This is a genomic window from Micromonospora sp. ZG13, assembly GCF_059359355.1.
This window is the reverse complement of record NZ_JCADBQ010000010.1, coordinates 130,279-155,154: the sequence shown is the minus strand read 5'-3', so window position 1 is coordinate 155,154 and position 24,876 is coordinate 130,279. Positions and strand designations below refer to the sequence as shown.

The window sequence follows — 24,876 nt, the reverse complement described above, 5'->3', positions numbered from 1 at the left end:
CTGCAGGGCCGGGGCGCACCCCGGCAGTCGGGACGCGCCGCGCCGGGCCGGGGCGCACCGCTGTTCATCCGGGCGCGTCCGGGGCCCGCTGCGGCGGGTTGTGGGCACGCCCGTGCGGCGCGCCGGCGGTGAGCGCGGCCCAGAGCAGCCGGCGCAGCAGCACGATCGCCGCCGCGGCGGCCAGGTCCGGCCAGTCCTGACCGCCGGCCAGCCGCAGCAGGCCCGCGGCGGTGAGCAGGTCCAGCAGCACCCGCATCGCCGAGCGCCAGGAGCCCGTGCCGACCAGCACCGCCAGCCCGGCCAGGGCGGCGGCCGCCGTGACGGCGGTGACCAGGTCCCGGATCACCCGCCGCGCTCCGCCCCCCGCACCTGCTGCTGCTCCTGGCGGATCTCCCGACCCAGGAAGTAGTTCAGCGCGGTCCGGATCGCGGCGATGGCCGCCAACTGCCCGATCTGGGCGAAGGTCGGCGACACCGCCGTACGCAGGATGTCCGCCGCGAGCTGGAACTCCAGCCCGAGGGTGAGGAACCGCCCCAGGGAGAGCCGGATCGGGGTGAACACGGCGGCGCTGCGGTGCCGCAGCCCCTCGACCACGAACCGCAGCGCCGCCCACGCCGCCCCGACGAAGATGACCACCGCCCCGGCGACCTCCACCGCGGTGACCAGGATCTGGTAGCCGTGGCGCAGGATCTCCTCGACAGCCATCCGCTGGCGTTACCCGGCCAGCGGGGCGGTAGTCGGCCGCCAGCGCGGCAGTGGCCGACGGGGCGATAGTCGGCCGCCCAGCGCGGCAGCGGACGGCGGGAGGTAGCGGCCGGTAGGGCGGTGGTCGGATGGTCGGCCGTCAGGTGAGCTGCGTGACGGCCTCCAGGATCAGCCAGAGCCCGCAGATCGCGAAGAGCACCGCGGCGCCGTACTTGATGGTCTTCTCGGGCAGCCGCCGGCCGAGCATCCGCCCGACGAGGATGGCGAGCGCGTCCGCCGCCACCATGCCGATCGTGGAGCCGAGCCAGGTGCCGAACCAGCCGTACTGGGTGGCGAGGGTGATCGTGGCCAGCATGGTCTTGTCGCCCAGCTCGGCCAGGAAGAACGCGACCGACACCGCGACGATGGCGGACTTGCTGGTCTTCTCGGCCTTGCGCTTCTCCTCCTCGGTGAGGGTGTCGCCCCGCAGGGTCCACGCCCCGAAGCCGAGGAACGCCAGGCCCGCGACGAGCGAGATCCACTCCGTCGGCAGGGCGGCACCGAGCCCATAGCCGATCGCCACCGAGGCCAGGTGCACCACGGCGGTGGCGACGGTGATCCCGATCAGGACCGGCACGGTTTTGAAGCGGGTGGCGAAGGTCAGGGCCATCAGCTGGGACTTGTCCCCCAGCTCCGCGACGAAGATGACGCCGAAGCTGACGACCAGCGCGACGAGGAAACCTTCCATGACATCCTTCCGGATCAAGCCGGGAGGAGGTACGGGGGCGCCCTCGACCCGGCTGCTACAGCCTGGGTCGAAGGTCTCGCCCGCCTCGGATGACGAGGCCGCGTGGCCGGATGCGGAACGCACCAGTGTGTCGACCACGACATTGGGGGCTACTCCCCTTCGCGCCGCCCAGCCTAGCCGATCACCGATCGTCCCGGCCCCGGCGGGTGAAGATGCTCACCCGCCGGGACCCGCCACCGGTCGACCGGCAGGCCGGCCGGTCACTCGGCGCGGGCCAGCGTGACGCCGAACAGGCCGTCCGGGTCGGTCCAGAAGTCGTGGGCGGCGAAGCCTGCGGCGCCCAGCTCGGCGGCGACGCCCTCGGGGCGGAACTTCGCCGACACCTCCGTACGCAGCTCCTCGCCCTCGGCGAAGGTGACCGTCAGGTCGAGCACCCGTACGCGCATCGGCCGCCGCGCCCGCAGCCGCATCTCGATCCACTCCCGCTCGGCGTCCCAGAGCGCGACGTGGGCGAACCCGTCCGGGTCGAAGTCGGCGCCCAGTTCCCGGTTGACCACGCGCAGCACGTTGCGGTTGAACTCGGCGGTGATACCGGCCGCGTCGTCGTACGCCGGCACCACCACCGCCGGATCCTTCACCAGGTCGGTGCCGATCAGCAGCCAGTCCCCCGGTTCCAGCGCGGCCCGCATCGCGGCGAGGAACCGTGCCCGCTCGGCCGGCAGGAGGTTGCCGATCGTGCCGCCGAGGAAGAGCACCAGGCGGCGCCCGCCGGTCGGCAGGCGGTCCAGGTGGCGGGTGAAGTCCCCCACGATGCCGCGTACCCGCAGCCCCGGGTAGTCGGCGGCGATCTCGGCGGTGGACTGCCGCAGCGCGCTGACCGACACGTCCAGCGGCACGAACGTGCCGAGCCCACCCCGGCGGGTGAACGCGTCCAGCAGCAGGCGGGTCTTCTCCGACGAGCCCGAACCGAGCTCGATCAGCGTCTTGGCCCCGGTCAGCTCGGCGATCGTGGCGGCCCGCTCGGCCAGCACCGCGCGCTCGGCCCGGGTCGGGTAGTACTCCGGCAGCCGGGTGATCTCCTCGAACAGCTCGCTGCCGCGGGCGTCGTAGAACCACTTGGGCGGCAGCCACTTCTCCTCGGCGGTCAGGCCGGTGCGGACGTCCTCCCGCAGGCTGCGGCCCAGGTCCTGCTCCTCCAGGTGGATCTCCAGCGGCTCCGCGCTCATGTCATCCCCTTCGTCGTCGGGTGGAACGTCCCTGTCGGCCGGCGGTCAGACCTCGGCGAGGGCGTGGACGCGCACCCCCGTCGCGGTGGCCTCCACCAGTCGCCCCTCCGGCACCGCCTGCCAGCCGGGGTCGTCGTCGTGCGGTTCGGACGCCAGCAGCACCGAGGCCGGCGTCGCGCGGATCGACAGCGCGTGCCCGGCCGCGCTCGCCACCACGGTGCGCCCGTCGGTGAGCAGCAGGTTGAGCCGGGAACCGGGTGCGGCCGCCGCCACCGCCGTCACGGTCTCGGCGATGGCGCGCGCCGGCTTCACCCCGGCCCGCAGCCGGTGGCGCACCAGCGTCCACAGCAGCGCCGAGTCGGTGGACGCGTCGAGCGTGAGCAGGTCGCGTACGGGCAGGGTGGCGGCGAGCGGGACCATCGAGTCGGGCCAGCCCCGCACCACCCCGTTGTGGCTGAACAGCCAGCGCCCCTCGGCGAACGGGGCGGCGGCCCCGTCGAGCACCGCCATGCCCACGGTGGCGGAGCGGACGGCGGCCAGCACCGCGCCGGCCGAGGTGACCTCCGCGAGCTGGGCGATGGTCGGGTCGCTCCAGATCGGCTGCGAGCGCCGGTAGCGCACCGGCTCGCCGTCGCCCGGATACCAGCCGACGCCGAAGCCGTCGGCGTTGATCGTCCCTCCGCCGCGCATGTCGCGCGGCGCCCAGGACTGCCGCACCAGGGAGTACGGCGGGTCGAACAGCAGCTCCCGCAGGGTCACCGGCGGCCCCAGGTAGGCCAGGTGGCGGCACATCAGGCGGCACCGCCCCGCGAATCCGTCCTCACGGCTGCGCCTCCTCCGGCCGGGCGTCCCGGGCGCAGCGGAAGCCGCTGAAGATCTGCCGCCGGATCGGGAAGTCCCAGTTGCGGAAGGTGCCCCGGCAGGCGGCCCGGTCGGTGCCGAACGACCCGCCGCGCAGCACCCGGTGCTCGTCGCCGAAGAAGACCTCCGAGTATTCGCGGTAGGGGAACGCGGTGAAGCCGGGGTGCCCCCGGAACGGGGTGGAGGTCCACTCCCACACGTCGCCGATGAGCTGGTGCACGCCCAGCGGCGAGGCGCCGGCCGGGTAGGCGCCCACCGGCGCGGGCCACAGGTGCCGCTGGCCCAGGTTGGCGTGCTCGGCGGTGGGGTCGTCGTCGCCCCAGGGGTAGCGGCGGGAGCGGCCGGTGGCCGGGTCCCAGCGCGCCGCCTTCTCCCACTCCGCCTCGGTCGGCAGCCGCTTGCCGGCCCACGCGGCGTACGCCTGCGCCTCGTGGAAGCAGACGTGCACCACCGGCTCGTCGTCGCGTACCGGCGCCCACTGCCCGAACCGCCGGCAGGCCCAGCCGTCGCCGTCGCGTCGCCAGTGCATCGGCGCGACCAGCTCCGCCTCCCGGCGGTGCCGCCAGCCGTCGGGGCTCCACCAGCGCGGGTCGTCGTAGCCACCGTCGGCGATGAACTCGCGGTAGCGCCCGTTGGTCACCGGTGCGGCGTCGATGACGTACGCCGGCAGGCGCACCCGGTGGGCGGGGCGCTCGTTGTCCAGCGCCCACGGGTCGGTGTCGGTGCCCATGGTGAACTCGCCGGCCGGCACCAGGACCTCGGCGTCGACCCGGACGCGCGGCTCCGGCGGCGGCGGGGCGTGCAGCACCGCCGGGCCGGCGCGCAGCTGGTGGGTGGCGAGCATCGTCTCGTCGTGCTGCTGCTCGTGCTGCACGATCATGCCGAAGGCGAACCCGTCGGCGACCAGCGGTCGCTCGGTGAACGCGACCCGGTCCAGCAGGTCGAGCACCTTGTCCCGGACGGTGAGCAGGTAGGCGCGGGCCTCCTGCGGGGGCAGCAGCGGCAGCGTAGGGCGGTCCCGGCGGGGCTGCTTGAACGCGTCGTACAGGTCGTCGATGTCCCGCCGTACGGGTTCGCGCCCGCCCACGTCCCGGACCAGCCAGAGTTCCTCCTGGTTGCCGACGTGGGCGAGGTCCCAGACCAGCGGGGACATCAGCGGCGAGTGCTGCCGCACCAGGTCGGCCTCGTCGACGGCCTCGGTCAGCAGGGTGGTGCGGGCGCGGGTGCGTGCCAGCTCCGCCGCGATCCGGCTGCGCAACTGCTCCGCGCCCGTCGACTGCGTGGACGTCCCGGTCACCGGTGGCTCCTTCCCGCGGCGTCGCGCCGCCGCCGTACGCCTCGGTCGATGTCGTCGTGCAGGGCCGCCGGCAGGTCGAGCCGGGGCAGGGCCGCGAGGGCCAGGTCGAACAGGTCCGCCGCGGCGGCGGCCAGCGCCGGATCGCGCAGGCCGTGGCGGGCGGCGGGGTACCAGCGGTGCGCCACCGGACCGGCGACGTCGCGGGCCGCGCGGACCGTGGCGGGGTCGGCGAGCAGGACGGCCAGCACCGCGAGCGGGAGCATCCAGCCGCGGCCCGGCTGCGTGTCGAGGTAGCGCAGCTCCAGGTAGCCCCGGGGCCGCACCGGCGGGAAGAGGGTGCTCACGTGGTAGTCGAGGTCGTCGGTGGTGGGCGGCCGGGGCAGCGCCCCGTCGAGCCAGTCGGCGAACGTGATCCCCGGCGGCGGCGTCCAGTCGGGGCCGTCGCCGCGCACGCAGAGCAGCGGCGCGGCGAGGACGTACCTCGTCCAGGCGGTGACGGGGTCCACGTCGGTCGTCGGCGTCCAGACGGGACGGGTGCGGGCCGGCTCGATGCCGTACCAGGCCGCCATCCGGGCGGACGCCCAGCCGGTGCTGCGGCCGGCGTGCCGGTCGGCCGTGGCGAACGCGGCCAGCAGGGGCGGCCCGAGCGCGTGCACCGCCGCCCACCGGTCAGCCAGGTGCTCCGGCTCTCCCGCGTCCAGGCAGACCTGGAGGCCGGCGGTGCTGTACATCATCGTCCGGCCGGCCGGCCCGCGCCGGTCGAAGACGTGGCGCATGGCGCGGTAGCGGGGGCCTTCGACCACCGGCCGGGGCGGCCGGTGCGGATCTATGCCGCTGCGGCCGAGGACCAGCCCGGCGGCGTCGAGCAGGCCGCTCAGCTCGGCGATGTCGCCGTCGGCCGCGTGGATGAGAGTGGCGAGCGAGGAGCGTGGCGCGGTGGAGATCTCCAGCTGCCCGCCCGGCTCCACGGTCACGGTGCCACCGTGCGGGAGCGGATCGGCGGGGCTCGCGCGGTCGAGGGTGCGGGGGCTGTGCCGCCCCAGAGCCGCCCGTAGCCGCTCGCCGTCGACCGGGCGGGCGGGATCGGCGGCGTCGTGCACGGTCCATTCGAGTTCGACGCCGGTGTGTGTCGGCGGACCGGTCTTGAAGCAGATGCGCGCGAGGTGGCCCTCGGCGGCGGTGGACTCCCGCAGAACGGTGGTCCGGTCGAGCTCCGGCGACGTCACCACAGGGCGGTCTCCCTTCCCGGCAGGCTCCCGATCGATGTCACCGTAACGCCACCCACCGTCATCGGCGAGGGCGTCGACGACCCCACCCGTTCCTGTCTAGCAGACGAATTTCGTCCTACCGGCCGGAATGTGCAGCGCAGACGGGCGGCCCCGGCCCGCCGCGACGGCCGGGGAATCGGGCCGCGCCGGCTCAGCCGGTGGCGGCCACCCGGGCTGTCCGGAGAAGCGCGGACGACTCAGTCGGCGGCGGTCGGACCCGGGGTCGGCGACGGCCGCTGCTTCGTCGGCTCGTTTGGCGACTCCGGCGACTCCTTCGCCGCCGCCTCGGGCACCAGGTCCCCGCAGAAGCCCTCGACCTGCCCACGGCCGCCCGCCGCGGTCACCAGGCGGGCGAACGAGGGGGTGTCCAGCGCCCGCTCCCGCTGCGCCGGATTCTTCGCCAGGTACGCCCGGCAGAGGCCCTGCAGCTGCTCGGGGCGCTCCTGCGGCGTCCCCGGGGCGGCGCCCGTGGTGCTTCCGGGGGCGGGTACGCCCGAGTTCGGCGGGGCGGTGGCACCGGTCGGGGTCCCGGTGGGGGCGCCGCCGCCGGTGGCTGCGCTCGGCCCGTCGCGCTGTGGCGTCGAGGTGGTTGGCGACGCGGTGGCCGGTGCCGGGGTGGCGGGGTGTCGCGGCGGGGCCGGGTCGTCGGCCCGGTCGAGCGTGACGGCCGCGAAGGCGGCGCCCGCGGTGGCGGTGACGGCGATCCCCGCCCCCCAGGCCACGGCGCCGGCGGTGAACCGGCGGCGGCGCGGCGCCGGGACTCCCCCGGCGGCGGGTCCGGCCGCGCGAGCCGCCCGGAAGGCGGCCACGGCGGCCTCCTCGCCGGCCAGTTCGCCGGGACGGGCGGGAGCGGCGGCGGCGGCGAGCAGCCGGCTGAGCGGCTCCAACACGTCGGTTTCCGGCGTACGGGGCGCGTCCGCCCGCGCGTCGTCGAGGAGCCGGTCGGCCGCGCCGCGGTCGGCGGGCCGCCCGGTCCGACGGAAGAACATCCTGAATCCCCTCACGTCAACCGTCCGCCGGCTCGACGTGCGACGCCTGCCGCCCGCCGGTACGCGGTCGCGGCGTCACGGCGGCCTCGGGCGCGGCCGGCGACCGGGCCGGGTCGTGGCGTTCCATCAGCGCGGCGAGCCGGCGCAGTCCCCGGTGGGCGGCGGTGCGTACGGCACCGGGCCGGCGGCCGAGCACCCGCCCGGCGGTCTCGGCGTCCAGCCCGACGACCGCGCGCAGCAGCACGGCCTCGGCCTCGCGGGGCGGCAGGGTGGCGATCAGCGCGAGCGCCGCCTCGGTGCCGATCGTCTCGCCGGCCCGTTCGGCGGTGTCGGCGTCACCGGCCAGTTCGGCGAGCGCCTGCACCGGTACCGGCAGCGACGGACGACGGCGTTGCCGGCGCAGGTGGTCCATTGCCCGGTTGCGGGCGATGGTGACGGCCCACGCCCGGAACTCACCGCCGGTGAAGCTGGGCAGGTCACGGGAGATCTGCAGCCAGGTCTCGGAGGCGACGTCCTCGGCGTCCGCGCCGACCAGGGCGGTCAGGTAACGGAGCAGGCCCGGCTGGAGGCTGCGGTAGAGGAAGCGGAAGGCGTCCTCGTCGCCGGCCTGCGCCGCCACGACGGCCTCGTTCAGCTCACCCGCCATGCGGCTGCCGCTCTCGTCCCGGGGACACGTGCAGGCGGCGCACGCCGACGTGGGCGTGCGCGAGGCAAGCACGGTCCGGCAACCGGAACTGATCCCGCACCCTCAGCCCCCCGCTGACCTGATCACGCCCGGGACCGCGTCGCCCGGACGGCACGTCCGGACTCTGCCGTGGCGGCACGGCCTGTGGCGCAGGTGCCGCGGCGGCGCCGTGGGGCGGGCCCGAGACGGGCTAACGCTAGGAGCGCCGGGTCGATCGGGCAAGCCCAGTCGGCGGGCAAAAGAGTGAGAATTATCTAGCCGTTCGGCCGGCCCGTCGCTGTAACGGTGCGGCGACCCGCGACGCTGCGCCGATCGGCGGTCGCGGGCGGCGGCGCGTTCATCCAGCGTAAGGCCGTCCTGGGCGGATCGGCGTCACGCACGGTCCGCGACCCGTCACAGGGTATCCGAGGCGGGTCGGGTTGCGCTGCCCCCGCGTCGCGGCCGGCGCGGGCCGGGCCGGGGGCGGGCGGCGAGCCGATCCCGGTGGGTCTGGGTACGGTGGTGCTGTGTTGTCATCGGAGGTCGTACTCAGCGGTCGCTACCGCCTGGACGAACGTGTCGCCACGGGCGGCATGGGCGACGTCTGGCGGGGCAAGGACCTCGTCCTCGGCCGGCAGGTCGCGGTCAAGGTCCTGCTGCCGGCGCTGGTCTCCGACCCCGACTTCATCGCCCGCTTCCGCGCCGAGGCCCGGATCATGGCCGCGCTGCGCCACCCGGGCATCGTGCAGGTCTTCGACTGCGGCGAGGACGACCTGCCCGACGGGAGCCGGGCCGACTACCTGGTCATGGAGTTCGTGACCGGCCAGCCCCTGTCCAAGCGGATCGAGGCCGCCGGGCATCTCGACGTGGCCGAGACGATGGCGATCGTCGCGCAGGTCGCGCAGGCGCTGCACGCCGCGCACCTCGGCGGGATCGTGCACCGCGACGTCAAGCCCAGCAACCTGCTGGTGCAGGAGGACGGCAGCGTCGTGCTGGTCGACTTCGGCGTCGCCCGGTCGACGAACGTCACCAGCATCACCAGCACGAACGCGGTGCCCGGCACCGCCCTCTACATGGCTCCGGAGCAGGCCGCCGGCCGGCCGGTGTCCGGCGCGACCGACATCTACGCGCTCGGCGCCGTGGCCTACTGCTGCCTCAGCGGCAGCCCGCCGTTCACCGGCGACAACCCGTTGCAGGTCGCCGTGCGCCACCTCGACGACGAGCCGCCGGAGCTGCCGCACGAGGTCCCGGAGGCGGTCCGCGCGCTGGTCTCCCGCGCCCTGGCCAAGGACCCGGCCGACCGGTTCAGCAGCGCGGCGGCGATGGCCGAGGCCGCGCGGGCCGCCGTGTCCGACCCCTCCGCGGCCACCGCCATGGTGCCCGCCGCCGCGGCCGTGGGCGGCGTGGACCCGGGCACCCGCACCGACATGCCGGCCGTCGCCGGCGTGGCCCGTCGGAGGCGCCGCGGCACCCTCGTCGGCGCCGCGGCGGCCGTGCTGGTGGCATTGGCCGGGCTCGGCGCGGCGCTCGGCGCCTCGGGCGAGGCCGACGCGCCGGCGGTCAAGGTGCCGCAGGCGACCACTCCGGCCGCGGAGCCGAGCGGTGACGCGCAGGCGCCCGCGGAGCAGGACGACGAACCCGCCAACCCGGGCCGGCCGTTCCGGCCGACCGGCTCCACCTCCAGCCCTTCGCCGTCGGGCACCGCACCCCCGGTCTCCCCCCAGCCCAGCGGGTCGGACGCCCCGGAGTCCCCCGAGCCCAGCGGCACCACCGAACCGCCGCGCCCGTCGCCCAGCACCGCCGTCCCGACGCAGAGCCCGCCGCCGCCGGTGGAGCCGACCGAGACGCAGACCACGCCGGTCGAGCCCGCCAACCCCCCGGCGGGCTGACCGCACACCGCGCTCCCGGCACAGCGCCGTCCCGTCCCCGCCACCGCGCCCGCGCACCGGCCCAGGGGGCCGGCCGGTCCCGCCGTCGCGGTGGCGGCGGGACCGGGCAGCGGATGTCACTGGTCGCCGAGCGCCTCGACCACCGGCCGCGACAGCGCGCGGCGGGCCGGCAGCACCGAGGCGACCAGGGCGGCCACCACCGCCACCCCGAGGATCAGCCCGAGCTGCCCCACCGGCAGCACCACGGCGAAGTCGCCGCTGATCCGGGCCAGCAGGGCCATCGCGGCGGCGCTGACACCGGTGCCGAGACCCACCCCGAGCAGCGCGCCGACCAGTGCCATCAGCACCGCTTCGACGGCCAGCATGGCGCGCATCCGTCCCCGGGTCAGCCCGACCGCGCGCAGCACGGCGTTCTCCCGGGTCCGCTCCACCACGGACAGGCTCAGCGTGTTGGCGACCCCCACCAGCGCGATCACCACGGCCAGGCCCAGCAGCGCGGTGACGAGGGCGAGCAGCATGTCGACGGTGGCGGTGAGCATCTTCTTGTAGGCGCCCTGATCCATCAGGTTGGCGGTCGGATACCGGGCGACCACCGCCTCGATGGCGGCCCGGGCCTGCGCGGCGGAGACCCCGTCGGCGGGGTCGATCTCGGCCAGGTAGCCCCGCTCGTCGGGAAAGAGGGTGGCGAAGTCGGCGTCGACCACCTCGATCACGTGACCGGCGGGTACGGGGCTGCCGGCGAGCGTCGGCCCGTCGGCGGTGACGACCGCGGCCACCCGCAACGGCCGACCGCGTACGGTCACGGTGGAGCCGGTCGTCCAGCCCCGGGCCTCGGCCAACTCCCGGTGCACCAGCACCTGTCCCGGACCCAGCCGATCGACCTGCCCCGACACGACACCGGTCAGGGTCCGGCCGACCAGGGCGGGGTGCGCGACCTGGATCCGCACGTCGGCGGCGACGGCACCCCGCTGCTCGTGCACCACCGCCAGCTCGGGTCGCGCGCGCAGCTCGGCCACGAGCGGTGCCGGAAGATCCCCGCCGATCCCGGTGACCAGCCAGTCCACCCCGATCTCGGCGTCCACGCTGCGCTCGATGCCGTCCTTGGTGCTGCGGGCGCCGACCACGAAGGCAGACACCAGACCGATCCCGATCACCAGGGCCGTGGCGGTCGCGGCGATCCGGCGCGGATTGCGTACGGCGTTCGCGACGGCCAGCCCGGCGGTGGCACCGAACAACCTGCGGGCCGGCCACCCCAGCACCCGGACCAGCGCCGGCACGAGCACCGGGCCGAAGAGCACGATCCCGAAGAAGGTGAGTACGCCGCCGGCGGCCACCAGGACCACCTGCACGGCGTACGCGGCGGCGAGCAGCGCGGCGATCCCGGCGGCGAAGACCACCGCGCCGGCCGTCAACCGGAGCCGGCCGGCGCCCCGGGCGGGCTGGACCGCCGCGTCGGTGAGCGCGGCGACCGGGGCGACGCGGGTGCCCCGCCATGCGGGCAGCAGGGCGGCGCCCATCGTGATCGCTGTGCCCAGGAGCAGGCTGACCAGCACGGTCGACGCGGTGACGGTGAGCCCGCCGGGGACCGGCGCGTCGAGCCGCGTCATCACCTGGTTCATGCCGCCGGCCAGGGCCACGCCGATCAGCACGCCGGCGGCGGAGGCGACCAGCCCGACCAGCGCGGCCTCCAGCAGCGCGGCGCGGAACAGCTGGCCCCGGGTCGCGCCGACCAGCCGCAGCAGCGCGGTCCGCCGCGTCCGCTGGGCCAGCACGATGGCGAAGGTGTTGGCGATGACGAAGCCGGCGACCACGACGGCGACGCCGGCGAAGGTCAGCAGCACCATGTTGAACTGCTCGAGGTCGCGGACCGCGTCGGTCACGGCGTCGTCGAGGATGCGCTGCCGGGTCTTGACGGTCGCGCCGGCGCCGACGGCCCCGGCGGCCCGCTCGACCAGTGCCCCGTCGGCCGCGCCGGGCCGGGCCGCCACCATGATCCGGTCGTAGCCCCGCTGGCCGGTGACCGCGAGGGCGTCCGCGCCGACCAGGCCGATGAACGGGCCGCCGACGTCGCGGGCGGTGCCGGCCACGTCGACCGTGCCGACCAGGGTGTACGGGCGGGCGGCTCCCCCGCCGCCGCCGACGCGTACCCCGCTGCCGAGGGCGAAGCCCTCCTGCTCGACGGTCGCGGCGTCCAGCACGACCTCGCCCGGGCGGTCGGGCAACCGGCCGGCCACCACGTCGTACGAGCGCAGCGCCTCGTCGACGGGGATCGCGGCGAGGACGGCGTAGCCGAGCACGGGGCGCCCGTCGGCGCCCACGATCCCGCCGGAGCCGAGCAGCTCGCCCTCGGCGGCGGCGACCCCGTCGAGGGCGCGCACCTTCTCGACCAGCACGGCCGGCAGCGGGTCGTCCGTGGCGGAGTAGACGGCGAGGTCGGTGTGCCGGTCGAACGCCCCGGCCCGCTCGTACGCGCCGGCGCGCATCCCGTCGACGAAGATCAGCGTGCCGGCGATGAACGCGACGCCGAGCACGATGGCCAGCGACGAGAGCATCAGGCGCAGCGCCTCGGCGCGCAGCTGGCGCAGGGTCGTACGGATCATCGGGTCACCGCCTCGCGGTCGGCGCCCGGTGCGCGCGCCGGGTCGAGGCCGGCGAGCGCGTCGAGGACCCGCTCGGCGGTCGGCGCGGTGAGGTCGCGTACCGGCCGGCCGTCGGCGAGGAAGACGACCCGGTCGGCGTGCCCGGCGGCCGACGGGTCGTGGGTCACCATGACCACCGTCTGGCCGAGGGTGTCGACGGCCTCGCGCAGCAGGCGCAGCACCTCGGCGCCGGAACGCGAGTCCAGGTTCCCGGTCGGCTCGTCGGCGAAGATCACCCATGGTTTGGTGATCAGCGCGCGGGCCACCGCCACCCGCTGCTGCTGGCCGCCGGAGAGCTCGGCGGGGCGGTGGCGCAGCCGGTCGGCGAGCCCCACCGCGGCGACGACCTGGCGCAGCCAGGCCCGCTCCGGTCGCCGGCCCGCGATGGCCAGGGGCAGCACGATGTTCTCCTCGGCGGTCAGCGCCGGCAGCAGGTTGAACTTCTGGAACACGAAGCCCACCCGGTCGCGGCGCAGCAGGGTGAGCCGCTTGTCGTCGAGGCGGGCGAGGTCGGCGTCGCCGATGCGCACGCTGCCGGAGGTGGGCCGGTCCAGGCCGGCGAGGCAGTGCATGAGCGTGGACTTGCCGGAGCCGGACGGGCCCATGATGGCGGTGAACCGGCCGGCGGCGAAGTCGACGTCGACGCCGTCGAGGGCGACGACGGCTGCCGGGCCGGTGCCGTACCGCTTGGACAGGCCGTGGGCGGCGACCGCGACGCCGGCGGTGGCGTGCGCGGGAGGTGCGACGGACACGTGGAACTCCCCGTGGAGATCGTGGCTGGGACGTCTCCGACGCTATGGGCGCCGCCGGTGCGACCGCGTCCACCCGCGCGGGGTGGCCCCGCTGCGACCTGGGGCGCCCCTGACGGGGTGGGCCCGTACGACCTGGGTCGTATCCGGTCTCAGCCGCCGGGGGTGACCAGCCCGGTCTCGTACGCCAGCACCACGGCCTGCACCCGGTCGCGGAGCTGGAGCTTGGCCAGGATCCGCCCGACGTGCGTCTTCACGGTGGCCTCGGCGACGTGCACCCGGGCGGCGATCTCCGCGTTGGAGAGGCCCTGCGCCACGAGCAGGAGGATCTCCCGCTCGCGTTCGGTGAGCTGGCCGATCCGGGGGTCCTCGGCGGGCCCGGGACCGAGCCGACCGGCGAAGCGGTCGAGCAGCCGGCGGGTGATGGACGGGGCGACGACCGAGTCACCCTGGGCGACCACCCGGATGGCGGCCAGCAGTTCCTCCGGCGGCACGTTCTTGAGCAGGAACCCGCTGGCGCCGGCCTGGAGCGCGGCGAAGGCGTCCTGCTCCGTGTCGAAGGTGGTGAGCACCAGCACCCGGGGCGAGCCGGCGGGCCGGTCCCGGCAGATGCGGCGGGTGGCCTCCACCCCGTCCATGGTCGGCATCCGGACGTCCATCACCACGACGTCGGCCTCGACGCGGGCCAGCAGCCGCAGGGCGTCGGCGCCGTCGATCGCCTCGCCGACCACCTCCAGGTCCGCCTGGGAGTCCAGCACCATCCGGAAACCGGCGCGGACCAGCGCCTGGTCGTCCACGATCACCACGCGGACCGTCATGCCGCCGTCACCTCCGTCGTCGCGGACGTCGACGGTAGCGGTAGCCGCGCCTCGACCTGCCAGCCCCCGGCCAGTCGGGGTCCGGCGGTCAGGCTGCCGTCGTACACGCCCACCCGCTCGCGCATGCCGACCAGGCCGTGCCCGCCGGAGGGCGCCGGGCTGACCGGGGGGCGGCCCTGGCCGTCGTCGACCACCCGCACCACCACGGCGTCGCCCGCGCAGGCGACGGTGACCTCGACGCCGGCGCCGACCCCGGCGTGCTTGAGCGCGTTGGTCAGCCCCTCCTGCACCACCCGGTAGACGGTCAGCTCCAGCCCGGGCGGCATCGGCGCCGGCTCCCCGGTGACCGTGTGCCGGGCCCGGAGGCCGGCGGCGCGGAAGCGGTCGAGCAGGGCGGGCAGCTCCGTCAGCGCCAGCCGGCGGTGCGCCGGGTCGGCGGCCGCCCCGGCGCCCTCGGGCGCACCCGCCGCGCCGGGCCCGGCCTGCGCGTCCGGCGCGCTCGGCTCCCGCAGTACGCCGACCAGCCGGCGCATCTCCTCCAGCGCCTGCCGGCCGGTGTCGGCGACCACCTTGACCGCCTGGCGGGCGGTCTCCGGGTCCCGGTCGAGCATGAACCGCGCCCCGTCGGCCTGCACGATCATCACGGCCATGCTGTGCGCCACCACGTCGTGCAGCTCGCGGGCGATGCGGGTGCGTTCCCCGGCCACGGCGGCGCGCGCCTCCGCCTCCCGTTCCCGCTCCAGGGTGGCGGCCCGTTCCTCCAGGGTGAGCACGTAGAGCCGGCGGGTCCGCACGTTCAGCGCGACCAGCCAGACGGCCCCGGTGACCAGGCCGTAGTAGATCGCCGTCGCCCACCAGGCGATGACGCCCTGGGTCTGCAGGCCGGCGAGCACCACCCCGACGGCCGCCCCGACACCCGCGAGGATTCCGTCGCGCAGCCGGTCGGCGTACTTGACCACGCTGTAGAGGGCGATCAGCACGGCGACGTCGAAGGCCAGCGGCCCCCACCCGGCGACCACCTGCACCAGCGCGAGCGCCGCCACCGCCACGGCGACCGCCGACGGGTGGGCCCGGCGGAACAGCAGCGCCACCGCCATCCCGGCGCTGACCAGGGTGGCCTTCCATCCGCCGGGCTGGTTCGCCAGGCCGGCGAGGCCGAGGAGCACCACCACGGCGGCGACGAGGACGTCGAAGGCGACGCCGCGCCACCGGCGGCCGAGGATCGTGCGGTTCACGGTCACCCAGCGTACGTGCCGCAGGTCAGGGGTCACCCGCCCCGGGCCGGGTCGGGTGGCCCGCCCGGGTCACGCCAGCAGCTCGCGCATCCGGTCGATCTCGACGGTCTGCTCGGTGGCGACGGAGTTGGCGAACTCCGACAGGGTGAGGTCGGAGCCGACCTTGAGCAGGTCGGTGGCCATCTGGACCGCGCCCTGGTGGTGCTCGGTCATCATCCGCACGAAGAGCCGGTCGAACTCGGCGCCCCGCGCCGCCGCGAGCTGCCGGATCGCCTCGGGCGTCTGCATGCCCCGCATGCTGCCGTGGTCGTGGTCGGCCACGTCGGTGGAGAGCCCGCGCGCCTGCAGCCAGCCCCGCATCATGCCGATCTCGGGGCCCTGGCTGGCCCGGATCCGCTCCGCGAGGGCGCGCAGGGCCGGGTCGCCGGCACGGTCGCCGGCCAACTCCGCCATCTCCAACGCCTGGGCGTGGTGCGGGATCATCATCCGGACGAACCAGACGTCCATCGAGTTGTGCCGGGACGTGGCCGCGTCGCGCAGTTCCTCGGCGGGCCGGACCGCCGCGGTCTCGCCCGGCCGACCGGGAACGATCACCGCGGGCCGGCTCGGGCCCACCGGGGCGGACGTCGTGGCGGGGGCGGCGACCTGTCCCGCCGGAGCCGTGGTCGGGCCGCCGGAGCGCAAGACGGCGACGACGACCACCGCCAGCAGCGACGCGGATATGACGACGGCCAGGGTCCGCGCACGGCGGTTGGTCATGGGCCACTCCCCCCGGTAGAGGTCATGGCGATGCTATCCATCGACCGACGCGCATTCATGTGATCTGCATCACATCGATGGAACTCATCGGACTGTAGGGTGTGGCCAATCGCCATCCCCTTGCGAAGGGCGTCGCCGATGACCAGTTTCCGCACCCTGCGGGCCAGGCGGCTCACCACCGTGAGCCTGGCCGCGGCCGGCCTTCTCCTCGCCAGCGTCGCCACCGCCACACCCGGAAGCGCCGGGGTGGCGGCGCGGTCCGCCCCATCGGGCACCGTGGACACCACCAACACCATTCCGGGCGTCGACGAGATCGTCAGCAGCCCGAACCTCCGGCAGATCGCCAACCTGCCGAAGCAGGCGCCGCTGGACGCCACCAACAGCGACCTGGCCTTCCAGGGCCGCTACGCCTTCGCCGGCAACTACAACGGCTTCGTCATCTACGACATCTCCCGGCCGAGCACGCCGAGCGTGGTGTCGCAGGTCTACTGCCCCGGGTCGCAGAACGACATCTCCGTCCACGGTGACCTGCTGTTCCTCTCCACCGACTCCTCGCGCAGCGACGACTCCTGCAACAGCACCAGCGCGCCGGCGACGGAGAAGGCGTCCTGGGAGGGCATCAAGGTCTTCGACATCAGCGACAAGGCCAACCCGCGCTACGTCAAGGCGGTGGAGACGGCCTGCGGCTCGCACACCCACACCCTGGTGCCGGGCAAGGACCGCAAGACCGTCTACCTGTACGTCTCCTCGTACAGCCCGCGGGCGGAGTTCCCCGACTGCCAGCCCCCGCACGACTCCATCTCCATCGTCAAGGTGCCGGTGAAGTCGCCCACCGACGCGGCGGTGGTGGCCTCGCCGAACCTCTTCCCGGACGGCGGCTACGAGGGCCGGCCCGGCGGTTCGGCGACCACCGGCTGCCACGACATCACCGCCTACCCGGAGAAGAACCTCGCCGCGGGCGCGTGCATGGGCGACGGCATCCTGATGGACATCTCCAACCGGGAGGCCCCCCGGCTGATAAACCGGGTCCGGGACACCGTCAACTTCGCGTTCTGGCACTCGGCCACGTTCAACAACGCCGGCACCAAGGTGGTCTTCACCGACGAGCTGGGCGGCGGCGGCGCGGCCACCTGCAACGAGGCCATCGGCCCGGAGCGGGGCGCCGACGCCATCTACGACATCACCGGTCGCGGTGACGCCCGCAAGATGGTCTTCCGCAGCTACTACAAGATCCCCCGGATGAACGCCGACACCGAGAACTGCGTGGCGCACAACGGCTCGCTGATCCCGGTGCTCGGTCGCGACATCATGGTCCAGGCGTGGTACCAGGGCGGCATCTCCGTCTGGGACTTCACCGACTCGGCCAACCCCAAGGAGATCGCGTTCTGGGAGCGGGGCCCGCTCTCGGCCGACCGGCTCGTCGGCGGTGGCACCTGGTCCGCGTACTACTACAACGGCTACATCTACTCCAACGACATGGTCAAGGGCCTCGACGTCCTGAAGCTGACCGACTGGCGCACCTGGTCGGCGAACCTCGTGCGGTACCGCGAACTGAACGTGCAGACCCAGCCCAGCTACCTGAGCTGGTAGTCGCCCGACGCGCCGACGGGCCCGACCCCGCAGGGGGTCGGGCCCGTTCGTGTCCGGATCGGACGCGGCGGCGCTCAGCCGGCCGGCGGGTACGGGTCGTTCTGGTACGTGTACTCCGTCTCGATCTTGCCGTCGGAGGTGTGCACGACGAGCTGGCTCGGCTCGTTGTCGTGCGCCGCCCGGCGTCCCGCCTCGACGGCGAGCTGCTTCGTGTCGAACGTGCCGACGACCTGGCTGCCCTGCTCGACCTTCCAGCCGCCGCCGTTCGGCACGACGTGGTATTGATTGCGCTTCATGTCAGTCACCCGCCTCTCGGTCAGGATCTCGGGATACCCGGGCCCCGGGGACGGAAAACCCGCCTTCGTGCCCGACCGTCCACAATCGTCACCCCGTCCGGCGGTCGCGTCTCGGCGAGTGCCGGTCACCCGGCCGGTATCCGGTCGAGCTGCGCGCGGATCGCCTCTGGCGTCAGCGCGGGCCGACCACCCGGATGACCGACGGTGGCGCCGGCAGCGGCGACGGCGTACCGGGCGACCCGCTCCCGGGACTCGCCCCGCAGCACGCCGAGGGTCAGCGCGGCGACGAAGGCGTCCCCCGCGCCCGTGTCGTCCACGGTGGGCGTCTCGCTCAACGGCAGGAAAAGCTCGCCGTCCGGCCAGACGAACGCGTTGCCCTTCCCGGCCACCTCGACGGCCAGCAGCGACGGGCCGCGGCGCAGCAGCGCGCGCCCGGCGGCGAGCCCCGCCCCGGCGTCCTCCGGCGCGACGCCGGTGATCAGCTCGACCTCCCGCGCGTCGGCCCGCAGCACGTCGGCGAGGGCGAACAGCGCGTCGGCGTCGGCCCCGTCGGCGGGGGCCCCGTCGAGCACGACCAGCCGGCCGGCCTCCCGGGCGGTCCGGGCCGCGGCCAGCGCGGTCCGCGCGGGCTGCTGGAGTTGGATCAGTACGGCCCGCGCGGCCCGCAGCGCGGGCGCCGCCCCGGCGACGTCGTCGGGGGTGAGCAGGGTGGCCTCCGGCAGGTCCTCCAGGTAGCGCCAGTACGCGTCGGCGTCGACCACGTCGACGATGAGCCCGGTCGGGGTGCCGGGCCGCCGGCGTACCCACTCCACGTCGACGCCGTCGGCCCGCGCCAGCGCCAACAGCCGGTCCCCCACCTCGTCGTCGCCCACGACCCCGAGCAGACCGACGGCGGCGCCGAGCTGCGCCAGCCCGACGGCCTGGTTGGCCCCCTTGCCGCCGAGCAGTTCGCGCCGCCGCCGTACCGGGGCGCTCCCGCCGGCGGCCGGCACCTCGTCCACCAGCAGCACGAGATCCCGGGCCACCTGCCCGAGCACCATCACGTCCAGTTCCACCATGCCCGCAGCACTACCCGCGACCGCACCGGTTGATCCGCGCCGGGCGCGAGGCGTGTCCGGTCGCGAGGCGCGCCCCGGCCGGCGCCGCGAGGGGTGCGTGCCGACCGGTCACCCGGGCAGCGGCGCCTCGTCGCCCCGCGTGCGGCGCGGCCCGACCAACCGACGAACCATCGGGGCGGCGTTCCACTTCGCCGCGCCCACCAGGTCGCGGGCGTGCTCCAGCACCGTGTAGTCGGGCCGGGCACGGCCGTCGGCGATGGCCCGGTCCAGGTCGTTGCCGCACCGGGTCAGCACGTTGTCGAAGTCGCGGCGCACCGGTTCGAGCAGGTCGTAGCCGAACGAGCGGTGCAGCCGGGCGAAGAGCGGCTTGTAGAGCCGGGCCCGCTCGTGCAGCCCCGAGGAGTACGACATGGGGTTCTTCGGCCGGCGCCGGACGTAGTCCGGCAGCAGGTCGGCGAAGGCCCGCCGGACGATCCACTTCTCCTGCCCCTCGCGCATCTTCAGCCCGATCGGCAGCCGCATCGCCAGCTCGACCAGGCTCAGGTCGAGAAACGGCACGCGCGCCTCCACCCCGTGCCCCATGCCGGCCCGGTCGACACGCTGCAACTCCGTACGGCAGAGGTTGCGGATCTTGTGCAGGAAGAGCCGGCGGGACGCCTCGGGACCGACCTCGTGGTACATCGGGTAGCCGCCGAACAGCTCGTCCGAGCCGTCGCCGGTGAGCGCCACCTTCACGCCCAGCTCGCGCAGCCGGCGGAACAGCGGCAGGGTGACCACCGCGTTGATGATGTCGCCGTACTCGGTCAGCTCGGACATCCTGATGGTCTCCCGGATGTCGGCCAGCCGGATGTCGCGGGGGCGCAGCTCGACCACCTCGTGCGGCACCCCGAGGTCCTTCGCGAGCCGCCGCGCGTACGCGACGTCGGGGCTGTCGGGCACGCCGACCGTGACGGCGACGCAGTCCGGGTGCATCTCGCGTACGTGCAGCAGGGCCAGCGAGCTGTCGAGGCCGCCGGAGAGCACCACCCCCACGGTGAGGTCGGTGTCCACCCGCATCCGGATGCTGTCGGTGAGGGCGGCACGGACGAGCAGGGCGGCCTCGTCCGGGTCGTCCACCACCGGCAGCCCGTCGCCGAGGGTGAGCAGGTCGACGTACGCGCGCAGCCGGACCGAACCGTCGGGCTCGGCCCAGCCGTGGTGCCCGGGCGGCACCTCGGCGATCGGGGCGCGGTGACCGACCAGTGCCTTGACCTCGCTGGCGACGTGCAGGCAGCCGGGCATGCGGCACCAGTACAACGGCTTGACGCCGAGCGGGTCCCGGACCAGGTAGGCCCGGCCGGTGGCCCGTTCCACGACGGCGAAGGCGTATTCGCCGCGCAGCCGGGTCACCATGCCCTCGCCCCAGCGCAGGAACGCCGCGAGCACCACCTCGGTGTCACTGGTGCCGCGGAAGCGGTGGCCCAGCCGGACGAGTTCGGCGCGCAGCTCGTGGTGGTTGAAGACCTCGCCGTTGTAGCAGAGCAGCCAACGCTCGTCAGCGGAGGCCCACGGCTGCACGGCGCGTTCGCGGTCCACGATCGGCAGCCGGCGGGTGCCGGTGAGCAGGCCGTTCTCGTAGCGGGTCTCGGTGACCTCGCCGCGTGGGGCGAGGGTGGCGAGCATCCGCCGGAAGATCGTCGGATCGGCCTCGGGGCCGAGGCTCAACGCGATGCCACACATCGGGCTCAGACCCCCATCTCGGCTTCGTACGCCCGGCGCAGCCCCCGCCGCGCCGCGGGCGCGAGGCACACGTGCCAGGCCTGGCCCTCGTCGACCACGTTGACCTCGCCGGCCCGCTGCCGGGCCAGCAGCAGCTCGGCCAGGGTGTCCCGGACCCCGAACCTGTCGAACCACTCCATCTCCAGGTCGACCGCCCAGCCGAGGCAGTGGCCGCTGGGCACCATGGCGGCGTACCCGAGCCGGCGCAGTCGGTGCTGGTGCTCGGCGCTGCGGACCAGGCTGGTCACCCACAGCGGCGGCGTGCCGGCCGGGGTGCTGGCGGCGAACTGCCGGGCGATGTCGTTGAGCAGCGCCACCACCTCCCGGCGGGCCCGCCGGAAGCGCAGTCCGGCGGTACGCGGCGTGGCGGCGGGCAGCAGCCGGCGTCGCACCGCCCGCGCGCCGCGTCCCAGCAGCGTGCGGGGCTGCTCGGTGTAGCGGAAGCGCAGCAGGTCCCGCCTGCGCAGCCACTCCAGGTCCACCAGGTCCGGGCTGGCCTCGACCTGGGCGTCGGTGAGGAAGGTGGGGGCGTCGCGCCACCACATCACGTCGACGCGGGAGAGCAGGTAGATCCGGACCAGCGCGGTGAGGTCGGCGGCGGAGCTGCGCGCGTTGGGCTGGTACCGGGCCATCTCCAGCAACAGCGTCTCGCGGGCCCCGACGGGCCCCTGCGGGGTGGCGTCGAGCACCGCGGCGATCGCGGGCTCGCGCAGCCGGTCGTCGATCAGCATCTGCCGCGCGTTGGTGCAGGACTCACCGGCGAGCGCGCCGACCTCGACCAGCAGGTCGGCCACGGCCGCCCGGTAGGCGTCGAGATCCGGTGCCGCGGGCCGCGTCGGCGTGGCGAACGCGCGCCGCCGCGTCGGGGCGGCGGGTGTGACGGAGGAGCCGGGCCGCTGTCCCGGGCTTCGGCTGGGCACTCGCATGGTCGGGTCCTCTCTCCCGTCACGGCAGCACTGTGCATCGCCCTGAACACACCGTAATCGGGCCGGACGGGAGGAGTCCGAACAATCCTCCTATCTACTCCTTCGGGGCTCCCCTGCCGCCGCCAGGCACGAACGGCCACGGCCGGGACACCGCCGCCCAACCCGCTGCACCTCGGCCCACGACGGCAGGTGGTACGCGCACCGCGGCGCCGCACCGCGCCGCACGCAGCGCCCCGAGCCCCGGGGAGCCCTGGAGCCCCGGAGGCCAGGGTGGCCCTGGCGACTCACTGCCTCCCAGAGGGCGCGGGTGATGCTGGCGCGGCGGGGGCGGCGGCTGCGGCGTCCATCAACGCGAAACCGCCGCCAGCGCAACCGCCGCAGCCGGCCACGCCAGCCAGCTCCAGCTTCACGAGGAGTAGTTGTCCGGTCGCCCGGCCACATCCCCCTCACCGCCCTTTGCTCTGCATCCACATACGCACCAACTACTTAGAGTCAGGCGCACTCAAGCCTCCGGCCGGGCCAGCAAATACAAAATCCCAGCTCATAGGAGTGGTGCGGGGAGAGATGCAGAGCAAAGGGGCGAGAGAGCCATCAGCGGCCGAAGCGTCAGCCGTGACACACGGTGACCACCGCTCGCCATCACCGTCCGTAACAAGCTTCGGGACGGGCCTCTTGTTTTCCGCCGCCCGGAAGATCGGTTTTGAAAGCGACCGCCGGGCGGAACGGGCGTCCGCGAAGCGCCGACCGACGGGCGCGAGGCGCGCACGGCGGCGGAACGCCGACCGGCGGCGAGCACGGCAGCGGACGCGGGGGCGGACGCGGAGGCGGACGCAGGGACGGAGGCGGGGCAGGGACGGGGCCGGGGACCAGCGCGCCGGATCAGCGCCAGGACCAGCGCGCCAGACCGCTGCGGACCGGCTGCAGACCACCGCGCCAGACCGCCGGCGGACCGGCGGCGGACCGGCGGCGGACCGGCGGCGGACCGGCGGCGGACCGGCGGCGGACCGGCGGCGGAGTGGCCACGGACCCACGCCCGGGGCACGGGTACCTCGCAGCGGACGCTGACGTGCCGTCACTCCTTTACAACGTTGTATCCAACGTTGTAGAAACGGACACGCACCGATCCTGATCGACATCTCGCACCCGAGGCAGGTCTGATGGGACATCTCCGCCGCGCCGGGGCGCTCGCCGCCGTCATCGGTCTGGTCCTGGCCGGGACGGCGTCCGCGCCGGCCGCCGCCGTACCCGACCTCCGCTACCACAATCCCGTCTCGGCCGGGTTCGCCGACACCTTCGCCGACCCGGTGATCGTCCGTGGTGAGGATGGTTTCTGGTACGCGTACGGCACCACCGACCCGCTGCGCGAAGGCGAGGGGGTCTTCCACCGCGTCCCCACCGCCCGCTCGGCCGACCTCGTCGACTGGACGTACGTCGGGGACGCCTTCGGCGCCGATCAGCGCCCGGCGTACGCGGCGCCGGGCGCCGGCTTCTGGGCCCCCGACGTGCGCCGGGTCGGCGACCGCTGGGTCATGTACGTGACGGTCACCGACACGACCGTCTCCCCAGACGGGGGCGACTTCGCCGTCGGCGCGGCCACCGCACCCACCCCGACCGGCCCGTGGACCTTCGCCGACGAGCCCGTGGTCGCGCCCCGCCCCGGCGGTGGCGGGGGCTGGTTGTGGACCATCGACCCGAGCCAGTTCACCGACGTCGACGGCCGGCACTACCTCTACCACGGCAGCTACTACGGCGGGATCTCGGTGACCGAGCTGTCCCCCGACGGGCTGCGCGCGGTCGGCACGCCCACCATGGTCGCCATCGACAACAAGTTCGAGGGCAGCCACGTGGTGCGCCACGACGGCTGGTACTACCTGTTCGCGTCCACGGCCAACTGCTGCGCCGGCCCGGCCACCGGCTACTCCGTGCAGGTCGGCCGGTCCCGGAGCCCGCGCGGGCCGTTCGTCGACCGCGACGGCATCGCGCTGACCGCCTCCCGGGCCGGCGGTACGCCGGTGCTCACCCAGAACGGCAACCGGTGGATCGGGACCGGCCACAACGGCTTCCTCACCGATCTGTCGGGCCAGGACTGGATCGTCTACCACGCGATCGACCGGGCCGACCCTTACCTGGACGAGCCGTTCGGCGTCAACGAGCGGCCGATGCTGCTGGACCGCCTCGACTGGATCGACGGCTGGCCGACGGTGAACGCCGGTGCCGGCCCGTCCGAGGGCGCCCGGCCCGCGCCGGTCACCACCGGGCGGGTGGACGAGCGCTTCGACGCCGGGCTGGACGGCTGGCGGCGCGGCGCCGGGGACTGGCGGGTCACTGACGGCCGCCTCACCGGCAGCGGCGCGCTGACCAGCCGTACGACCGTGGGTGGTGACGTGCGGGCGGAGGCCGACCTGCGGCTCTCCGCCGCCGGGGCGGCCGGGCTCACGCTCGGCGGCCGGGTCTCGGTGCGGGTGGACGCCGCCGCCGGCCGGTTGGTCGCCGCCGACGGCGGGCGTACCGTGAGCGCGCCGCTGCCCGCCGGCTTCGACGCCGCGGCGGGGCACCACCTCGCCGTCGAGGTACGCGGCCGGGACCTGGTGGCCGAGCTGAGCCCGGCCCGCCTCGGCGACCAGCTGGCGGTCGTGTCGCTGCGGCTGGCGCGGCCGGTGGCGGGGCGCCTCACGCTCACCGCGACCGGCGGGTCCGCCGGGTTCGACAACGTCAGCGTCGCCCGGCTGCACCGACCGGTGCGCCACGCCGTCGCCGAGCCGCGGGCGGGCCGACTGCTGCCCGCGTTCTCCGACGAGTTCACCGGCGGGCTGGACCCGGCGTGGCGGTGGCTCCGGCCGGACCCGGCGGCCACCGTGTCGGGCGGGGCGCTGCGCTGGCCGGTGCAGGGTACCGACCTGACCGGCACCGGCAACACCGCCGGCGTGCTGCTGCGCGACGCGCCGGGCGGCGACTACGTCGTGGAGACGAAGGTGACCCTCGACCTCGGCGAGGAGACGGTCCGCAACTACCAGCAGGCCGGGCTCGTCGCCTATGTCGACGACGACCGCTTCGCCCGGCTGTCGCAGGTCGCCATCTGGAACACGCGGCAGGTGGAGTACGGCTACGAGCTGCCCTTCGCCGGTCGGCCGGTCTACGGCGGCACCATCGTCGGCACCCCGGCGACCACCACCTGGCTGCGGCTGGCGCACCGGGTCGACCCGGTCTCCGGCGAGCACGAGTTCCGCGCCGGCTCCAGCCGGGACGGGCGCAACTGGACGTGGGGCGGGGTCTGGACGTTCCCGGCCGACACCACTCCCCGGATCGGGCTGGTCGCGCACGGCGGCGCCGACCCGGCGGTCACCGCGCACTTCGACTACCTGCGCTTCCACCGCTGAGCCCCGCTGAGCCCTTCGACCGGGCCGGGCCCCCGCCGGACGGTG

21 protein-coding genes are annotated in these 24,876 nt (G+C 75.0%); 3 read left to right on the top strand and 18 right to left on the bottom strand.

All coding sequences use genetic code 11. The annotated features are described in order from the left end of the window. Positions 1 to 64 precede the first annotated feature (64 nt). The 9 genes from AC5L34_RS20915 to AC5L34_RS20875 all read right to left on the bottom strand — a co-directional run bounded on the left by AC5L34_RS20915 (position 65) and on the right by AC5L34_RS20875 (position 7,719). Complete coding sequence (locus tag AC5L34_RS20915) at positions 65 to 346, bottom strand: hypothetical protein (protein ID WP_441176545.1); 282 nt, start codon at positions 344 to 346, stop codon at positions 65 to 67. Continuing rightward, complete coding sequence (locus AC5L34_RS20910) at positions 343 to 705, bottom strand: DUF1622 domain-containing protein (RefSeq protein WP_494826548.1); 363 nt, start codon at positions 703 to 705, stop codon at positions 343 to 345. The genes AC5L34_RS20915 and AC5L34_RS20910 overlap by 4 nt, the downstream gene beginning before the upstream one ends. 139 nt (positions 706 to 844) lie before the next feature. Beyond that, the gene (locus AC5L34_RS20905; RefSeq protein WP_441176546.1) at positions 845 to 1,432 is read right to left on the bottom strand and encodes a TMEM165/GDT1 family protein; all 588 of its coding nucleotides are present in this window, start codon (positions 1,430 to 1,432) and stop codon (positions 845 to 847) included. A 260-nt stretch (positions 1,433 to 1,692) separates the two neighbouring features. After that, positions 1,693 to 2,658 (bottom strand): L-histidine N(alpha)-methyltransferase, encoded by a 966-nt coding sequence (gene egtD, locus AC5L34_RS20900; RefSeq protein ID WP_494826546.1) that lies wholly within the window; start codon positions 2,656 to 2,658, stop codon positions 1,693 to 1,695. Between the two features lie 45 nt (positions 2,659 to 2,703). After that, positions 2,704 to 3,450, bottom strand: coding sequence for an ergothioneine biosynthesis protein EgtC (egtC, locus tag AC5L34_RS20895; RefSeq protein WP_494826544.1), 747 nt, complete (start codon positions 3,448 to 3,450; stop codon positions 2,704 to 2,706). A 28-nt stretch (positions 3,451 to 3,478) separates the two neighbouring features. Further along, positions 3,479 to 4,816, bottom strand: coding sequence for an ergothioneine biosynthesis protein EgtB (gene egtB / locus AC5L34_RS20890; protein WP_494826542.1), 1,338 nt, complete (start codon positions 4,814 to 4,816; stop codon positions 3,479 to 3,481). Beyond that, the gene (egtA, locus tag AC5L34_RS20885) at positions 4,813 to 6,045 is read right to left on the bottom strand and encodes an ergothioneine biosynthesis glutamate--cysteine ligase EgtA (RefSeq protein ID WP_441176550.1); all 1,233 of its coding nucleotides are present in this window, start codon (positions 6,043 to 6,045) and stop codon (positions 4,813 to 4,815) included. The genes egtB and egtA overlap by 4 nt, the downstream gene beginning before the upstream one ends. 236 nt (positions 6,046 to 6,281) lie before the next feature. Beyond that, positions 6,282 to 7,073, bottom strand: coding sequence for a hypothetical protein (locus tag AC5L34_RS20880; protein ID WP_494826540.1), 792 nt, complete (start codon positions 7,071 to 7,073; stop codon positions 6,282 to 6,284). 16 nt (positions 7,074 to 7,089) lie between these two features. Continuing rightward, positions 7,090 to 7,719, bottom strand: a complete 630-nt coding sequence (locus tag AC5L34_RS20875; RefSeq protein WP_441176552.1) for an RNA polymerase sigma factor — start codon at positions 7,717 to 7,719, stop codon at positions 7,090 to 7,092. A 545-nt stretch (positions 7,720 to 8,264) separates the two neighbouring features. Here AC5L34_RS20875 and AC5L34_RS20870 point away from each other — a divergent pair. Then, complete coding sequence (locus AC5L34_RS20870; RefSeq protein WP_494826538.1) at positions 8,265 to 9,626, top strand: serine/threonine-protein kinase; 1,362 nt, start codon at positions 8,265 to 8,267, stop codon at positions 9,624 to 9,626. Between the two features lie 116 nt (positions 9,627 to 9,742). Here AC5L34_RS20870 and AC5L34_RS20865 read toward each other — a convergent pair whose 3' ends face one another. The 5 genes from AC5L34_RS20865 to AC5L34_RS20845 form a co-directional block, all read right to left on the bottom strand. Next, entirely contained in the window at positions 9,743 to 12,226 is a 2,484-nt protein-coding gene (locus tag AC5L34_RS20865) for an ABC transporter permease (RefSeq protein ID WP_494826536.1), read from the bottom strand. Beyond that, complete coding sequence (locus AC5L34_RS20860) at positions 12,223 to 13,017, bottom strand: ABC transporter ATP-binding protein (protein ID WP_441176555.1); 795 nt, start codon at positions 13,015 to 13,017, stop codon at positions 12,223 to 12,225. The genes AC5L34_RS20865 and AC5L34_RS20860 overlap by 4 nt, the downstream gene beginning before the upstream one ends. A gap of 149 nt (positions 13,018 to 13,166) precedes the next feature. Continuing rightward, entirely contained in the window at positions 13,167 to 13,832 is a 666-nt protein-coding gene (locus AC5L34_RS20855) for a response regulator (protein ID WP_358167407.1), read from the bottom strand. After that, on the bottom strand, positions 13,829 to 15,073 hold the full coding sequence (locus tag AC5L34_RS20850) for a sensor histidine kinase (protein ID WP_494826533.1): 1,245 nt from the start codon (positions 15,071 to 15,073) through the stop codon (positions 13,829 to 13,831). The genes AC5L34_RS20855 and AC5L34_RS20850 overlap by 4 nt, the downstream gene beginning before the upstream one ends. A 63-nt stretch (positions 15,074 to 15,136) precedes the next feature. Next, positions 15,137 to 15,826 carry a DUF305 domain-containing protein gene (locus AC5L34_RS20845; protein ID WP_441176558.1) on the bottom strand — a complete coding sequence of 230 codons (690 nt, stop codon included), beginning with the start codon at positions 15,824 to 15,826 and terminating at the stop codon, positions 15,137 to 15,139. 138 nt (positions 15,827 to 15,964) lie between these two features. On the opposite strand from AC5L34_RS20845, the gene AC5L34_RS20840 reads away from it, so the two are divergent. After that, entirely contained in the window at positions 15,965 to 17,416 is a 1,452-nt protein-coding gene (locus AC5L34_RS20840) for an LVIVD repeat-containing protein (RefSeq protein ID WP_494826530.1), read from the top strand. Between the two features lie 74 nt (positions 17,417 to 17,490). Here the strand turns inward: AC5L34_RS20840 and AC5L34_RS20835 are convergent, their stop codons facing one another. From AC5L34_RS20835 to AC5L34_RS20820, 4 genes are all read right to left on the bottom strand, one after another. After that, positions 17,491 to 17,712 (bottom strand): DUF2188 domain-containing protein, encoded by a 222-nt coding sequence (locus AC5L34_RS20835; RefSeq protein WP_441176687.1) that lies wholly within the window; start codon positions 17,710 to 17,712, stop codon positions 17,491 to 17,493. A 125-nt stretch (positions 17,713 to 17,837) separates the two neighbouring features. Further along, positions 17,838 to 18,770, bottom strand: coding sequence for a PfkB family carbohydrate kinase (locus AC5L34_RS20830; protein ID WP_494826528.1), 933 nt, complete (start codon positions 18,768 to 18,770; stop codon positions 17,838 to 17,840). A 108-nt stretch (positions 18,771 to 18,878) separates the two neighbouring features. Further along, the gene (locus tag AC5L34_RS20825; protein WP_494826526.1) at positions 18,879 to 20,489 is read right to left on the bottom strand and encodes an asparagine synthetase B family protein; all 1,611 of its coding nucleotides are present in this window, start codon (positions 20,487 to 20,489) and stop codon (positions 18,879 to 18,881) included. Positions 20,490 to 20,494: 5 nt separating this feature from the next. After that, on the bottom strand, positions 20,495 to 21,454 hold the full coding sequence (locus AC5L34_RS20820; RefSeq protein ID WP_494826524.1) for a DUF5715 family protein: 960 nt from the start codon (positions 21,452 to 21,454) through the stop codon (positions 20,495 to 20,497). A gap of 1,157 nt (positions 21,455 to 22,611) precedes the next feature. Between AC5L34_RS20820 and AC5L34_RS20815 the strand changes: the two genes are divergently transcribed. Continuing rightward, positions 22,612 to 24,831, top strand: a complete 2,220-nt coding sequence (locus AC5L34_RS20815) for a glycoside hydrolase family 43 protein (RefSeq protein WP_494826522.1) — start codon at positions 22,612 to 22,614, stop codon at positions 24,829 to 24,831. The last annotated feature ends 45 nt before the right edge of the window (positions 24,832 to 24,876 follow it).